The sequence below is a fragment of the Propionivibrio sp. genome (assembly GCF_047602565.1).
Taxonomy (GTDB): domain Bacteria; phylum Pseudomonadota; class Gammaproteobacteria; order Burkholderiales; family Rhodocyclaceae; genus Propionivibrio.
Genome location: NZ_JASGGX010000001.1, coordinates 1,644,836 through 1,660,036 on the forward strand (window position 1 = coordinate 1,644,836; position 15,201 = coordinate 1,660,036).

Genomic DNA, 15,201 nt, shown 5'->3' on the forward strand with positions numbered 1-15,201 from the left:
GGATCGGAACTACGACAGGAACGACAGCCGGCGGCCGCCGGCGCGTGGAACGCTCAGGCGGTGGCGCGCTCGGCCGCGCCGACCAGATTGCGCGGAACGGGGGCGCCGCCGTCGAGGATATCGACGACCTGCCGCGCGGCCATGAGCGCCATGGTCCGCGTCGCCCCGTGCGTGACGCCGGCGACATGCGGCGTGACGAGCAGGTTCGGGGCGCGCCATAGCGGGTCGTCGGGCGCCGGCGGCTCCTGCGCGAAGCTGTCCAGCCCGGCGCCGCCGAGCCGGCCTTCCCGCAGGGCGGCGCCCAGATCGGCCGCGTCGACCAGGCCGCCCCGCGCCGTGTTGACCAGGATGGCGCCCGGCTTCATGCGCTCGAACTGCGGCCGGCCGATCATCCCGCGCGTCTCGTTGGTCAGCGGGCAATGCAGGCTGACGACGTCCGCCTCGGCCAGCAATTCGTCCAGCGTGCGCCCTATGGCGGCGTCGAAGGAGCGGATCGCCGCCTGTCCGTGCGGGTCGTGCGCGACGATCCGGAAGCCGAGCGCCCGCCCCATCCGCGCCACCTCCTGGCCGATCGAGCCGAAGCCGACCAGGCCGAGTACGCTCCCCTCGATGTCGCGCCCGACGAAAGTCGGCTTCAGCCACCGCCCGCCCTTGGTCGAGGCGTCCAGATGCGGCAGTTCCTTGAGCAGCGCCACCGCCAGCGAGAGGGTCATCTCGGCGACCGCGCGGGCATTCGAGCCGGTCGCGCGCACCACCGGAATGCCCCGCTCGGCGGCCGCCTTGAGGTCGACGTTGTCCACGCCGACGCCATGCTTGGCGATCACCCGCAGCTTGGGAGACGCCGCGATCACCTCCTCCGTGATCCGCCCCTGCCGGATGATCAGGGCATCGACCTGCCACCGGGCGACCTTCCCGGCCAGTTCGTCGGACGGCGTGTAGGGCGGCGAAAAAATCACGTCGACATCATGGTCGTTCAGCAGCCGCACGGCGTCCGGCGCCAGTTTTTCATGTGTGACCAGCACGCGCCGCGCGCGCCGCAACTCGGTTTCGCTCATCGTCATCACCTCGCCTGTCATGCGGCCTGGATACCCGGCCGCGTTTTCTTGTGGTTACAACGATGATGAACGACCCCGATTGATTTGTGAAATGCATTAATTACATATATAAATGTACTATTTTCATCAATCGCCGCCCTGCGCCGCCCGCCCCCGCAGGAACGTGCGCCGGATCAGGTCGTACAGCGCCCGGGCGGCGGGCGTCAGCGTTTCGCCCTGCCGCCGGACGAGAAACAACGGCCGGTCGATCACCGGGTCGACGATGGGAATCTGCACGAGGTCGCCGCCGAGCGGGTTGTCCTCCTTGGCCACCAGGATGGCGACGCCCAGTCCCGCGCGGGTCAGGCAGAAGGCGCTGGCGAAGTACTCGACGACGAAGCGCGTGCGCACGTCGACGCCGGCCTGCCGCAGCTGCGCTTCCATCAGCGTCCGGTGGCCGCTGTCGCCGCCGAGCGTGATGAGGTCGAACGACGCCAGCTCGGCCCAGCGCACCGAAGCCCGGCCGGCCAACGGGTGGTCCTTGCGGCAGTAGGCGACGATCGGGTCGCTCTGCAGCACCTCGGTATGCAGATCGGGATGGCCGGCAGGCCGCACGTGCAGCCCGAATTCGGCCTGCCGCAGCAGGACGGCCTCCACCGCCAGGGCACTGCTGCGATCGAGGATCAGCACGCGGTTGGCGGGAAAACGCCGCGCATACTCGGCGAGGATCGACGGCAGCCGGCCGAACATCAGGGATGGCGGCGAAGCCATCGTGACGTCGCCCATCGAGTCCCTGGACTGCAGCCGCAGGCGCTCGAAGGATCGCTCGAATTCGTCGACCAGGCGCTTGGCCTCGGGCAGGAACGACCGCCCCACGGACGACAGGGCCACGACGCGCGTGGTCCGGTCGAGCAGTTTGAGCCCGAGGTAGGCCTCCAGTCGCTGGATGCGCCGGGTCAGCGCCGTCTGCGTGAGATGCAGTTTTTCGCCGGCCTTGTTGAAACTGCCCAGTTCCGCGATCTGGATGAAGGCTTCGAGCCCGTCGATGGGATGCTTCATGGCGAGTCGTATCCGTTGGCATGTCGTGCGGGCATTATCGCTCCCGCGCGGCAACGCAACAGGCGAATGGCTCGGGCCGGCGAATCGGCCGGAGCATTTTTCGCCACGACGGCCGGATCGATGAACGGATGTTCCGGGCCCGCCGCCTCAGCGGGCGTGATCGAGCAGGTTGCCTTTCGAGGTCAGCAGGTGCTCGCGCATCCGCTCCGCCGCCTGATCCGGTTTCCCGGCGGCAATTCCTTCGAAAATCGCCTCGTGCTGCAATAACGACTCCTGCGTGTCGAGGTCGCGGTCGATATACAGCCGCGACAGGTGCAGGTGGATCATGAGGTGGTTGTACGCCTTGATCGCCGGCTCGTTCCCGGTGCCGGCGATTATGGCCTTGTGGAAGGCCTCGTCGGCCTCCGAGAAGCCGCGAAAGCGGGAGTAGTGTTTCGACAGCACACCCTCTTTCATGGCATCGACTGATTCCTGCAGGATCGCCAGTTGCTCCGGCGGACGCGCCCGCGCCGTTTCCGCGGCTGCCCAGGGCTCGACCACCAGCCGGTAGTCATAAAGCTGCTGGAAATATTCGAGCGACGGGATGTCGGCCACGAAGAATCCGACATACGGCTCCGCCCTCAACAATCCTTCGGCGACGAGGCGCCCCAGCGACTCGCGGATCGGGGTGGCGCTGACCGACAATTCCCGGGCCAGTTCATCGACGTTCAGATTGCAGCCGGGGCTGTAGGTACGGTCCAACACGCGCTCCTTGATCACTTCCATCACTTGATCAAGCATGTTGACGCGCCTGATTTTCGGCTTGGTGGCCACCGCCTCACTCCTGATGACTGATATATATCATATATGATACCCCATCCCGGCCTCCGGTCAGCCGACGATCGTCCTGATCCGGTCGATTATCTGGCCGTATTCGGCGATTTCGCGCCGGTGCAGAAAATCATGGCCGACGACGAATCCATCCAGGTCGAGCTTGGCCAGACGTGCGATGGAATCAAAATTCAGGCCGCCGTCGAGGAATACCTTGAAATCGTAGCCGGCCCGGAGAGCGCAGACCCGCTGGATTTTCCTTTCCATGGTGTCGATGAACTTCTGCCCGCCGAAGCCGGGATTGACCCCCATCATCATGACGTAGTCGACCATCGGCCAGAACTCTTCCAATGAGGGCAGCGAGACGCCCGGATTGACGGCCATTCCGGCCTTTTTGCCAAGCGCGCGGATGCGGCTCAGGGTGCGGGCCGCGTGCCTTTCCGAGTCCGGATGGATATAGATGATGTCGGCCCCTTTCTCGGCGAACATCTCGATGTAGCGGCCGGGGTTCTCGATCATCAGATGGACGTCGATCAGTTTGCTGGTGTGCCGCCTGACGGTTTCGAGATCCTGGAAACTCAGGGCGTAGTTCTGGACGTAATTGCCGTCCATGAAATCGACATGAAAGATGTCGGACGGCGTCGCGTCGAGCGCCAGCACCGAATCTTTCAGATGGTCGAAGTCGACACTGTAGATCGACGGGCAAAGCATTCTTGGCATGGCGGATTTCCTGGCTATTTGGTGTCGAGGACGATCTTGTAGCACTCGGCGGGCGTGGTCTCGATGGCGTGGAAAGCCTGCCCGACGTCGGCCATCGGAAAGCGGTGGCTGATCAGTTTCTCGGGTTTGAGGAGGCCTTCTCCCATCCACCGGATGACGTCGCCGAACAGCTTGTTGTTGAGCCGCGAGGCGTAGACGGTCAGTTCCTTGGCATTGAGCAGGCGCTGCGAGACGCAGGAGGGCTCGCTGGAGAAGCCCATCAACCCGATGCGCGCGGCGGGCGCGGCGATTTCGGTCGCTTGCGCGAGGATGGACGGATGGCACGCCGCGTCGATGATCAGCGTGGGCTGGATGTTTTCGGCGGCGAGATACTCCTTCAGATCGCTTTCCGCGGTGTTGAGCACCGCGTCGGCCCCGCACTCCTTCGCCAATGCAAGCCTGGAGCCCAGCCGGTCGACCACGATCAGGCGTTCGACGCCATAGACCCATTTCAGCGTCTGGATCAGGGTCAGACCGATCGGACCGGCGCCGTACACGAGCGCGATGTCGTGGCCGAAGGCGCCGGTGCGTTTGAGCATGTTGGCGGCGATCGAGAAGGGTTCGACGAGCGCCGCCGCCGCATCCGAAATGCTGTCCGGAACCGGATAGGCGTTTTCCACGGGAGCGCAGCAGTATTCCGCGAAGCCGCCCTCGCGATGCACGCCGATGACCTGCAGGTTTTTGCAGACGTTGGGCCGGCCGATCATACATTGATAGCAGTGCCCGCACGAGATCGCCGGGTTGACCGAGACGCGGGTGCCGATCAGGGCCGGCGACACGCCCTCCCCGACGGCGTCGATCACTCCGGAGAATTCATGGCCGATGACACGAGGGTATTTAACGAACGGGTGCGTCCCGTGATAGATGTGCACATCGGACCCGCAGATGCCGGCGCTGCGCACCCGGACTCTCACTTCGCCGGGCGGAGGAGCCGGTATCCCGGTTTCGGATACACGCAGCTCTTTCGGTCCGCTGACCAGCACGCTTTTGCCCATGATTCAACTCCAGGTTAATTCGTCTGCCGCGTGCGCATGAAAAATCGGAACGGCAGAGAATCGGTTAAAAAAAGAAGGGAAACCTCAAAAGCCAAAACTCAGGGCGCCGCCATCGACGGCGAAGTCCTGGCCGGTGATGTAGCGGGCGGCGTCGGAGACGAGGAACCAGATCATGGCGCCCACGTCGTTCCGGGGATGGCCGTAGCGATGCAGGGGCATGCGCCCGACGATCTTGGCCAGGCGCTCCGGATCGGCCACCACCTGGGTCATGTGCGTCTTGATCCAGCCCGGCGCGACGGAGTTGACCAGGATGTTGTCGCCGGCCCACTCCACGGCGAGGCCGCGGGTGATGCCGGTGACGGCCGACTTGGTGGAGCAGTACGGCGCCACCTCGGCGAACCCGAGATGCGCGGCCATCGACGAGATATTGACGATGCGGCCGACGTGCTTCGACCTCTTGAGGAACGGATAGCACTGCCTGGCCATGAAGAAGACGGATTCGACGTTGGTGCGGTGGATCTTTTCCCACCATTCCCGATCGACGTCTTCGGCGCGCACGCGCTTCGTTATGCCGGCGTTGTTGATCAGGAAATCGATCCCCTCGCGGCCGGCGATTTCCTCCACCGCCCTTTTCACCTGGTCGGCATCGGTCACGTCGACGGCGCGGTCGATCACGTTGGGATTCAGCGGGAAATCGACTCCATCCCCTTGCGTGGGCCGCCGGCTGAAGTTGTAGACCTTGGCACCGGCATCCGCCAGCAGGTGCGCAATGCCCAGCCCGATTCCCGAGGAGGCGCCGGTGACGATTCCGACGCGGCCGTCGAGGGAGAAAAAATGCTCGAGAACATCGGCTTTCATCGGGGGCTCCTCACCGGATTTCCGTCAGGAATTTCTTGACGAAGCCGAACCCCCAGCCGTCGCCCTGGCGCGGGTAAGCGAAGCCGTCCTCGATGCGCATCGTGTTGTCGATGATCGGATCGATCCAGTCGAAGGATTCCGCGCCATAAGGATGCGGCATCGTGCACAGCAGCGGGACGTCGTAATCCTTGTAGTAATGCGGCAGCACCGGGATGTTGTGCGCGTGCGCCAGCATCGCCGACTCGCGCCACGGCTCGACGCCGCCGATGCGGATGATGTCGGGCTGCCAGAGGTCCAGGGCGTTGCGTTCGATCAACGCCTTGAGCGGCTCCATGTCGTACTCGCGCTCGCCCATCGCCAGAGCGATGCCGGTCTTCTGCCGCAGCAGCTGGTAGCCGGCGAAGTCGGTATGCACGATCGGCTCCTCGAACCAGTGGATGCCGATCTCCGCGGCCAGCGTCGATAGCTTGATCGCGTTGGGCAGGGACATGCCCTGGTTGGCGTCCATCATGATGTTCAGGTGCGGGCCGACGGCTTCACGTACCCTGCGCAGGCGCGCGATGTCGCGCTCCAGGTCCGGCGAGCCGACCTTGATCTTGACGGCGCGCAGCCCGCGCGACTTGTAGTCGAGCACCTCGGCCAGCAGTTCGTCGTCCGAGTAGGACAGCCAGCCGCCGCTCCCGTAAACCGGCACGCGGCTGACGGTGTTGCCCAGCACTTTCCAGATCGGTTGGCCGAGCGTCTTGGTCCAGGCGTCCCACATGGCGACGTTGAGGGTGGCCGCTGCCCATTTCTGCAGGCCGTTGTTGCCGAAGTACTCGTGCTCGCCGGCGATGTCCTGCAGGAACCGGCCCGTCTCGCAGGCGTGGTAGCCGTGCGCCAGCAGGGCATCCCGCGCGTCCTTCATCGCCCCTTCGATGGCGTGCGGCGAATAGTGGAACGACAGCAGATAGCCCTCTCCCGTGATGCCGCTTTCAAGCACGACCTCGGCGACCAGAAACGCTATTTCCGAAATCGTGTGCGTGGCGTCGGCGATCGGCTTGGTCAGCGGCGACACGGCCCGGTACAGGTTGACTTCCTTGATTTTGCTCATGACTTATTTTTCCTTGACAGTATTCGATGGAAACGATTGCCGCGGCCCGGCTAGCCCTTGAACATCGCCGGCAGCACCAGCGACACCCACGGGATGTACGTGAGAATGCCCAGCACGACGACCAGCATGCCGATGAACGGCCACACTTCCCGGACGATCTCGCCGAAGCGGACCTTGGTGACCGAACTGGAGACGAAGAGCAGCACGCCGACCGGCGGATGCACCTGGCCGATGGTCAGGTTGACCAGCAGCACGATGCCGAAATGGACCAGATCGACATGGAACAGATTCAGCACCGGGATCAGGATCGGCACCAGGATGATCATGATCGCCAGCGTCTCCATGAAGCAGCCGAGGACCAGCAGGACGATGTTCATCAGCAGCAGGATGACCCACGGCTTGTCGGTCGCGTGCGTCAGGGCCTCGGCGAGCATCTGGGGCGCCTGCGCGATGCCGATGAACCAGCTGAACGGCGCGGCCGCGGCGACGATCAGCAGGATGACGGCGGTTTCCTTGGCGGTCTGCAGCAGGATCGCCGGGACGTGGGACCACTTGAGCGTTTTGTACACGTACAGGCCGACCAGCAGCGAGTAGAACGCCGCGACGCCGGCGATCTCGGTCGCGGTGAACACGCCCGCCCGGAAGCCGCCGAGAATCAGGATCGGCATCATCAGCGCCCAGGACGCCTCGCGGGTGGCGCGCTTCAGGCGGTTCCAGGCGAACGACGCTTCCGTGGGGAACTGGCGCTGGTGCGCGACGTAGGCGACGATGGCCATCATGCCGCCCGCCATCAGCAGGCCCGGCAGCAGCCCGGCCCAGAACAGGTCGCCGAGCGAGATGTTGGCCTGCCAGGCGTAGATCACCATCAGCGTCGACGGCGGGATGATCGGCCCCAGCGTCGCCGCCACCGCGCACAGCGCCGCGCCGAAGCCCTTGCCGATGCCGGAGCGCACGAATTCCGGCCCGAACACCCGCGACAGCGCGGAGCAGTCGGCCACCGAGGAGCCGGAAATCCCCGACAGGAAAACCTCGCCGACGACGACCGTGTGCGCCGTGCCGCCCCGGATGTGTCCGATGAATGCGCGCGTGAAGCCGAACAGACGTTCGCTGATGCCCGAGTCGTTCATCAACGAACCGGCCAGCGTGAACAAGGGAATGGCCAGCAGCGGGAACGACTGGACGCCGGTGACCACGCGCTGCGCGACGACCGACAGCGGCACGCCCTCCAGGCCGATCACCAGCAGCGAGGAACCGAGCATGGCCAGGGCGATCGGCAGGCCGGCCACCAGCAGGACGGCGAACGTGATGAGCAGGAGCGTCATTGCAGGCCCTCCTCTTTCATCACCAGCACTTCGGTCTCGTCGCGGAACACCGGCGCGGCGCCGAATTCCATCCAGGCGCGCAGCACGTGCATCAGCATCAGGGCAAGGCCGACCGGCATGGCCGACACGAACCACGCCCGCGAGACGCCCATCATCGGCGATTCGACGATCGCCTCCTGGAGCACCTGATCGATGCAGCTGTAAACGGCCGCCGCGAGGATCACGCTGCCGACGAGCACCGTGACCGTGTTGAGCCAGTTGAATTTGGCCATGCGGAAAACCGGGGCCATGACGTCGATGCGGATGTGCATCTGCGACCTGACCGCGGCCGCTGCGCCGACGAAGACCATCCAGGTGAGCAAGGCGACGATCAGCTCTTCGCCCCAGGTCAGCGGGGCGTTGAACACGTAGCGCAGAAACACCGAAAGCATCACCAGCAATGCGATCAGTCCATGCAGCGAAAGCACGAAAATGTCCTCGACCTTGGCCACCGCATCGTCGATCCGGCTGAAGGTCTTGCAGAAAACACCCATGGGGGGCTCCATTGAGAAAGAAAGTATTCCAATAACCGTTGATCGGCCCGGCACCCGCCCAGTCGCTTGGCAAGCTGGAGACGCACCGGGCCCGACACCGGCGTGCGCCGGCGTCTCGAATCGCTCCGCTTCCTGAAATCAGTCCTGGGCCGACGGGCTACTTCGTCGCATCCACCGCGGCGCGAATCCGCTGCAGGTTTTCCGCGCCCCACCGCGATTCCATGTTCTTGTAGACGGGCGCCATCTTGGCGGCGAAGGCGGCGCGGTCAGGATTGGTGATGGCGGTCTTTCCCGTTTTGCGGATCTCTTCCAGCATGCTCGCTTCGAGATCCTGCTGCCCCTTGGTGTTCTTCTCGGACAGCTTTTCCGCTTCCTCGATCAGGATCTTCTGCATCTCCGGCGACAGCTTCGCCAGCGAACGCTTGTTGATGATCAAGGTGTTGTTCTGGAGCATGTGCCGGGTCATCGCCAGATGCGGCTGCACTTCATAGAACTTGCGCGTGTAGATGGTGGGAATCGGGTTTTCCTGCCCATCCACCAGCTTCATCTGCAAGGCGGTATAGACCTCGCCGAAGGGAATCGGCGTGGGCGCCGCGCCCATGGCCTTGATCATTTCGACCCAGACCGGCGATTCCGGCACCCGGATCTTCATGCCGGCCATGTCCTCCGGCTTGTTCACCGCGCGGGTGCCGGTGGTGACGTTGCGCCAGCCCCAGTACCAGATCTTGGTCAGCATCTCGATGTTGTGCTTGTCCCGCAGCTCGTCGAACAGCGGCTGGAATGCCGGGCCGCGGATGACCTTCTCCGCCTGCGCCCAGTCCTTCCAGAGAAACGGCGCGCTGGCGACTTCGAGCGCGGGAACCAGGATCGCGAGCCCCGACATGGCGGATTCGGAAATATCGAGCGCGCCCGACTTGACCTGCTGGATCAGGTCGTTTTCCTTGCCCAACTGCTCGCCGGGGAACAGCAGGATCTTGACCTCGCCGTTGGTGCGCTTGCCGACGTTGTCCGCCAGTTCCTGGAACAGCACGAATCCCAGTTCGCCGGGCGTCTTGCCGTGGCCGAAGCGCAGCGTGGTGGCCGCCGTGGCAACGGTTGCCGCACCGGACAAGGCCGTCAAGACCAGCGCCGCGGCGATGGAAGCAAGGATTTTTCTTGAATTGAAGCAACGCATAGACCCTCCGTCTTTGAGAAATGACAACGCCTGACACCCCCGATCCAAGCCGCGCTTGCTACCCTGAAATGCACCGCATGAAGCCAGGGCCGTTCGATTCAAGCCGGCAGGATCACAACCCATACAATATATCATATAGGATATAGTTGCACTAAGGATTCTTTCTGTCAAGCGTGATCCGTATTTTGTAAACGGCAGGCGCCCGGCCGCGTGGCGGCGGCTGCGGGGCAAGGAAGGAAATCGGCACTGGCGGGACGGCAAAGGCATAATACGCAGCCGGCCCGATGCGGTGGCGCCGACGATTTTCCACCGCGGCGGGCACGTCTTTCCCGCGCCGAAAAACCCGATGCCGCCACGCTCCGTTCCGCCCGCGCCATGCGTGCTCCCGACCTGATCCGCTTCGCCCGCGGCGCCGCCGCCGGCAGTCCGCTGCGCTCGGCGCTGCTGGTGCTGGCGATGGCCATCGGCGTGGCCGCCGTGGTGGTGCTCACGGCGCTCGGCGACGGGGCGCGGCGCTACGTGATCGACCAGTTCTCCTCGCTCGGCACCAACCTCGTCATCGTCCTGCCCGGCCGTTCGCAGACCGGCGGCTTCAATCCCGGCAACGCCATCACCAGCACGCCGCGCGACCTGACCGTGGACGACGCGCAGATGCTGCTGCGCGCGCCCGCCGTGAGCCGCGTGGCGCCGCTCGCGGTCGGCACCTCGGAGATCAGTTTCGGCGGCCGCCTGCGCGAGGTGATGGTGGCCGGCACCACCGCCGAATTCGTCGAGGTGCGCCGCCTGGCGCTGGCGCAGGGCCGCTTCCTGGCCGCCGGCGACTGGCGGCGCGGCGCCTCCGAGGCGGTGATCGGCGCCAAGGTGCGCGACGAGCTGTTCGGCGCGGAGCCGGCGCTCGGCCGGCTGGTGCGCGTCGGCGACCGGCGCTTCCGCGTGGTCGGCGTGATGGCCGTCAGCGGCCAGGGCCTGGGCATGAACACCGACGAGCTGGTGATCGTGCCGGTGGCGCTGGCGCAGGCGATGTTCAACAGCAACACCCTGTTCCGCATCCTCGTCGAGGCGCACGGGCGCGAGAGCATCGAGCCGGCCAAGGCGCAGGTCGCGGCGATCCTGAAGCAACGCCACGAGGGCGAGGAGGACGTCACGGTGATCACCCAGGACGCGGTGCTGGCCACCTTCGACCGGCTGCTCGGCGCGCTGACCCTGGCCGTGGCCGGCATCGCGGCGATCAGCCTGGCGGTGGCCGGCATCCTGGTGATGAACGTGATGCTCGTCGCAGTCGCCCAGCGCACCGCCGAGATCGGCCTGCTCAAGGCGCTCGGCGCGACCGGCGGCGCCATCCGCGCGGCCTTCCTCGCCGAGGCGGCGATGCTCTCGCTGGCCGGCGCGGCGATTGGCTACCTGCTCGGGCAGCTCGGCGCCGCGGCGATCCGCCAGCTCTACCCGGCGTATCCCGCCTATCCGCCGGACTGGGCGGTGCTCGCCGGGCTGGCCACGGCGCTGGTCACCGGCGTGCTGTTCGGCGTGCTGCCGGCGCGCCGCGCGGCGCGGCTCGATCCGGTCGAAGCCCTGGCCAAGCGGTAGCGCCATGATCCGCCCGGCCGATTCCCTCCACCTCGCCCTGAGCGCCATCGTCGCGCACCGGCTGCGCAGCTTCCTGACGCTGCTCGGCATCGCCGTCGGCATCGCGGCGGTGATCCTGCTCACCTCGATCGGCGAAGGCATCCACCGCTTCGTGCTCTCCGAATTCACCCAGTTCGGCACCAATCTGCTGATGATCGAACCGGGCAAGGTGAAGACCTCCGGCCCCAGTCCCACCGGCATCCCGACCTCGGTGCGCCCGTTGACGCTCGACGATGCGCGCGCGCTCGAACGCCTGCCGCACGTCACCGGCATGACCGCCGTGGTGTGGGGCAACGCCGAGGTGCGCGGCAACGGGCGCGTGCGCCGCACCTCGGTTTACGGCGAGAGCGCCGACATGCCGCGCATGTACCAGATCAAACTCGCCACCGGCCAGTTCTTCCCCAAGGACGAGGCGGAGAACGCGCGCCCCTTCGTGGTCCTTGGCGCCAAGCTGAAGAGCGAGCTGTTCGGCGCCGAGAACCCGCTCGGCGCGCGGGTGACGATCAGCAACTACCAGTTCCGGGTGATCGGCGTGCTCGAACCGAAGGGCCAGTTCCTCGGCGTCGACCTCGACGAGCTGGCCTACGTGCCGACCGCGCGGGCGCTCGAGATGTTCAACCGCGACGGGCTGATGACCATCGTCCTGGCGTACCGGGAAGGCATCCCGGCGGCGCGCGTCGCCGAGCCGGCCAGGACGCTGCTCAAGGCGCGCCACGGCCGCGAGGACTTCACCCTCACCACGCAGGAGGACATGCTGCGCACCCTGTCCAACATCCTCGACATCCTGACCATGGCCGTCGGCGCGCTGGGCAGCATCTCGCTGCTGGTCGGCGGCGTCGGCATCGTCACCATCATGACCATCGCCGTCACCGAGCGCACCGGCGAGATCGGCCTGCTGGTCGCGCTCGGCGCGCCGCGGCGCACGATCCTCGGGCTGTTCCTCGGCGAGGCGGTGGCGCTCTCCGCGCTCGGCGGCGTCGCCGGACTGGTCCTCGGTTTCGGCCTGGCGCAGCTGATCCACCTGCTGGTGCCGGCCCTGCCGGTGCACACGCCGCTGGCCTTCGTCGCCGCCGCCTTGCTGATCTCCCTGGCCATCGGCCTCGCCGCCGGCGTGCTGCCGGCCCGGCGCGCGGCGCGGCTGGACCCGGTGGAGGCCTTGCGGGCAGAATAGGCGTTCCGAGGAGGACCGCCATGAGCCGGATCGACATCGAGCATCTCCGCACCTGGATCGGCCGGACGCACGTCAACGAGGACGTCATCGCCCCGCGCCACGCCCGCCTGATGGCGGCGACGATCGACCTGCCCGACCCGGCGCGCATCGCCGACGGCGCGCCGCTGCCGCCGCTGTGGCACTGGCTCTATTTCCTCGAAGGCCTGCCGCCGGGCGAACTCGGGCGCGACGGGCACCCGGCGCGCGGCGGCTTCCTGCCGCCGGTGCCGCTGCCCAACCGCATGTGGGCCGGCGGCCGCGTCGCCTTCCTGGCGCCCGTGCCGATCGGCGCGCGCGTGAAAAAGGTCTCCAGCATCCTCAAGGTCGACCACAAGGTCGGCCGCTCGGGCGATCTGGTGTTCGTCACCGTGCTGCACGAAATCCGGTCGCTCGCCGGCGAGCCGCTGATCCGCGAGGAGCACGACATCGTGTACAAGTCCGCCGGCCGCCCGCCGGCGGCCGCCGACGCGCAGCCCGCCGCCGCGGCGCCGTTCACCAAGACGTTCACGCCGACCTCGACGACCCTGTTCCGCTACTCGGCGCTGACCTTCAACGGCCACCGCATCCACTACGACCTGGACTACTGCCGCCACGTCGAGGGCTACGCCGACCTGGTCATCCACGGCCCGCTCAACGCCACGCTGCTCGCCGGCTTCGCCGAGGACGCCAGCGGCCGCCGCGTGCGCGAGTTCAACTACCGCGGCCTGGCGCCCGCCCTGCTCGGCGAGACGATCACCCTGGGCGCGACGATCGACGGCGACCGCGTGGCGCTGGCCGCGACCCTGGGCAGCGGCGTGCGCTCGATGGAAGCCGAGGCGCGGCTGGTGCCCTGACCGCGCAGCCGACCGGTCCCGCGCCATGTTCTCGCTCTACGGCCTCAGCGGCCCGCTCTTCACCGGCACGCTCGAAGCGCTCGGCCGCCTGCCGCCCGTCACGCGGCGCGGGCCGGCCGCGGCCGTGCGCGCCGTCGAGGAACGGATCGAGTCCGCCGAGGGCGGCGCCGCGCCCGCCGCCCAGACCACCCCCGCGCGGCAGGCCGTCGAGGCCTACCAGTCCATGCTGCCGGAAAATCTCGAACGCGGCCCGCTGTACCACGCCGAACAGATCATGCAGCCGCGCGTGATCACCGTCGGCGCCGACGACGACGTGGCGCGCGCCTGGCACGTGCTGGTCGGGCACCAGATCCACCAGGCGCCGGTGCTCGACGCCGGCCGGCGGCTGGTCGGCATCGTCAGCGAGCGGAACCTTCTGACCACGCTCAATGTCGAGGACGGGCAGGTGCGCGACGTGCTGCAGAAGCGGGTGGCCGACGTGATGACCACGCCGGTGGTGGCGGCCCATCCGCTCACCGACATCCGGCGCATCGCCCGCGTCATGCTCGAACGCAACGTCGACGGCGTGCCGATCGTCGACGACGGCGGCGCGCTGGCCGGCTTCGTCTCGCGCAGCGACATCCTCAACGCCGTGGTCAGGGACCCGCCGCTGAGCATGTGGCGGTAGTCCGTTCAACTTTCATGGAGGCATCATGGCCCGCAACGAGGAAGACGTCGTCATCTACCACAACGCCCGCTGCTCGAAGAGCCGTTCGGCCTGCGAGATCGTCGCCGGCCAGGGCGTCGCGGCGCGCGTCGTCGAATACCTGAAAACCCCGCCGAGCCGCGAGGAACTGCAAGCCGTGCTGAAGAAGCTCGGCATGCGGCCCTCCGAACTGGTGCGCCGCGGCGAGGACGTGTTCAAGGAAAACTACGCCGGCAAGACGCTGAGCGAGGAACAGTGGCTCGACGCGCTGGTCGCCCACCCGATCCTGATCGAACGCCCGATCGTCGTGCGCGGCGACCGCGCCGTGGTCGGCCGGCCGCCGGAAAAAGTGCTGGAACTGCTCGATGACTAGGGTCGGAGCCGGGTGGACTGCACGCGCCCGCCGCGCCGGCGCCGTGCTGCTGCCGTGTCTGGCGCTGGCCCTGCCCCTCGGCCCGGCGGCCGCGCAGGACGCGGCGGCGGAAGCCGGCAAGGTCCAGCGCATCGCCACGCGCGACGGCGTCACGGTGCCGGTGTACCTCGTCCGCCGCGCCGACGCGCAGGCCACGGTGGTGCTGTTCGCGGGCGGCGCCGGCGGCTATGGCAAGATCGGCGAGGACGGCTGGCCGGCGTCGGACAACTTCCTGATCCGTACCGGCAAGCTGTGGGCGCGCTACCCGTTCAATGTGGCCATGGTCGGGCGGCCGTCCGACGGCATCGATCTCGGCCAGGGTGAAGTGCGCGCCGGCGACGCCCATGCCGCCGACAACGCGGCCGTTTTCCGCCAGCTCAAGGAGGATATGCCGCAGCCGCTGTGGCTGGTGGGCACCAGCATGGGCACCATTTCGGCCGCTGCCGCGGCGATCCACGACACGGAGGCGCTGGTGGCCGGCATCGTGCTCAGCTCGTCGGTCACCGCCGACCGCATCCCCGGCACCGTGCCGAGGCAGGCCCTGGACAAGATCCGCGTGCCGACGCTGATCATCCACCACGTCGACGACGCCTGCCGGATCTGTCAGCCGGCCGCCGCCCGGCAGATCGAGGGACAGCTGAAGAACGCCCCGATCCACCAGACGCTGATGGTCAGCGGCGGCTCGGGCGCCAGCGGCAACCCCTGCCAGGCGCTGCACTACCACGGCTTCATCGGCATGGAGGAGCAGGCGGTGGAGCTCATCGCCCGCTGGATTCTCAAGCCGGGCGCGGAGTGAGCCGA

Annotated in this window: 16 protein-coding genes; 6 read left to right on the forward strand and 10 right to left on the reverse strand. The window is 67.0% G+C overall.

Annotated elements, in window-relative coordinates:
* Positions 1–53: 53 nt before the first annotated feature.
* The 10 genes from QM701_RS07585 to QM701_RS07630 all read right to left on the reverse strand — a co-directional run bounded on the left by QM701_RS07585 (position 54) and on the right by QM701_RS07630 (position 9,637).
* On the reverse strand, positions 54–1,061 hold the full coding sequence (locus QM701_RS07585; RefSeq protein WP_415166480.1) for a hydroxyacid dehydrogenase: 1,008 nt from the start codon (positions 1,059–1,061) through the stop codon (positions 54–56).
* A gap of 120 nt (positions 1,062–1,181) precedes the next feature.
* The gene (locus tag QM701_RS07590; protein ID WP_415166481.1) at positions 1,182–2,093 is read right to left on the reverse strand and encodes a LysR family transcriptional regulator; all 912 of its coding nucleotides are present in this window, start codon (positions 2,091–2,093) and stop codon (positions 1,182–1,184) included.
* Between the two features lie 147 nt (positions 2,094–2,240).
* Complete coding sequence (locus tag QM701_RS07595) at positions 2,241–2,906, reverse strand: GntR family transcriptional regulator (protein WP_415166482.1); 666 nt, start codon at positions 2,904–2,906, stop codon at positions 2,241–2,243.
* A 57-nt stretch (positions 2,907–2,963) separates the two neighbouring features.
* The gene (locus tag QM701_RS07600) at positions 2,964–3,623 is read right to left on the reverse strand and encodes a ribulose-phosphate 3-epimerase (protein ID WP_415166483.1); all 660 of its coding nucleotides are present in this window, start codon (positions 3,621–3,623) and stop codon (positions 2,964–2,966) included.
* Positions 3,624–3,637: 14 nt separating this feature from the next.
* A complete protein-coding gene (locus QM701_RS07605) occupies positions 3,638–4,657 on the reverse strand; it encodes a Zn-dependent oxidoreductase (RefSeq protein WP_415166484.1) in 1,020 nt (339 codons plus the stop codon).
* A gap of 84 nt (positions 4,658–4,741) precedes the next feature.
* Entirely contained in the window at positions 4,742–5,515 is a 774-nt protein-coding gene (locus tag QM701_RS07610; protein WP_415166485.1) for an SDR family NAD(P)-dependent oxidoreductase, read from the reverse strand.
* A gap of 10 nt (positions 5,516–5,525) precedes the next feature.
* Entirely contained in the window at positions 5,526–6,608 is a 1,083-nt protein-coding gene (locus QM701_RS07615; protein ID WP_415166486.1) for a mandelate racemase/muconate lactonizing enzyme family protein, read from the reverse strand.
* A gap of 50 nt (positions 6,609–6,658) precedes the next feature.
* Positions 6,659–7,930, reverse strand: a complete 1,272-nt coding sequence (locus tag QM701_RS07620) for a TRAP transporter large permease (RefSeq protein ID WP_415166487.1) — start codon at positions 7,928–7,930, stop codon at positions 6,659–6,661.
* On the reverse strand, positions 7,927–8,463 hold the full coding sequence (locus QM701_RS07625; protein ID WP_415166488.1) for a TRAP transporter small permease: 537 nt from the start codon (positions 8,461–8,463) through the stop codon (positions 7,927–7,929). Before QM701_RS07625 ends, QM701_RS07620 begins: the two co-directional genes overlap by 4 nt.
* 157 nt (positions 8,464–8,620) lie before the next feature.
* Positions 8,621–9,637, reverse strand: coding sequence for a TRAP transporter substrate-binding protein (locus QM701_RS07630; RefSeq protein WP_415166489.1), 1,017 nt, complete (start codon positions 9,635–9,637; stop codon positions 8,621–8,623).
* Positions 9,638–10,012: 375 nt separating this feature from the next.
* On the opposite strand from QM701_RS07630, the gene QM701_RS07635 reads away from it, so the two are divergent.
* The 6 genes from QM701_RS07635 to QM701_RS07660 are packed head-to-tail and all read left to right on the forward strand — an operon-like array spanning position 10,013 to position 15,196.
* Positions 10,013–11,221, forward strand: a complete 1,209-nt coding sequence (locus QM701_RS07635) for an ABC transporter permease (protein ID WP_415166490.1) — start codon at positions 10,013–10,015, stop codon at positions 11,219–11,221.
* Between the two features lie 7 nt (positions 11,222–11,228).
* Complete coding sequence (locus QM701_RS07640) at positions 11,229–12,431, forward strand: ABC transporter permease (protein WP_415169358.1); 1,203 nt, start codon at positions 11,229–11,231, stop codon at positions 12,429–12,431.
* A gap of 20 nt (positions 12,432–12,451) precedes the next feature.
* Complete coding sequence (locus QM701_RS07645; RefSeq protein ID WP_415166491.1) at positions 12,452–13,303, forward strand: acyl-CoA dehydrogenase; 852 nt, start codon at positions 12,452–12,454, stop codon at positions 13,301–13,303.
* 25 nt (positions 13,304–13,328) lie between these two features.
* Complete coding sequence (locus tag QM701_RS07650) at positions 13,329–13,970, forward strand: HPP family protein (RefSeq protein ID WP_415166492.1); 642 nt, start codon at positions 13,329–13,331, stop codon at positions 13,968–13,970.
* 25 nt (positions 13,971–13,995) lie between these two features.
* The gene (gene arsC, locus QM701_RS07655; RefSeq protein WP_415166493.1) at positions 13,996–14,361 is read left to right on the forward strand and encodes an arsenate reductase (glutaredoxin); all 366 of its coding nucleotides are present in this window, start codon (positions 13,996–13,998) and stop codon (positions 14,359–14,361) included.
* Positions 14,354–15,196: an alpha/beta hydrolase gene (locus tag QM701_RS07660; RefSeq protein WP_415166494.1), complete on the forward strand. Its 843-nt coding sequence runs from the start codon at positions 14,354–14,356 to the stop codon at positions 15,194–15,196. Before arsC ends, QM701_RS07660 begins: the two co-directional genes overlap by 8 nt.
* Positions 15,197–15,201 lie beyond the last annotated feature (5 nt).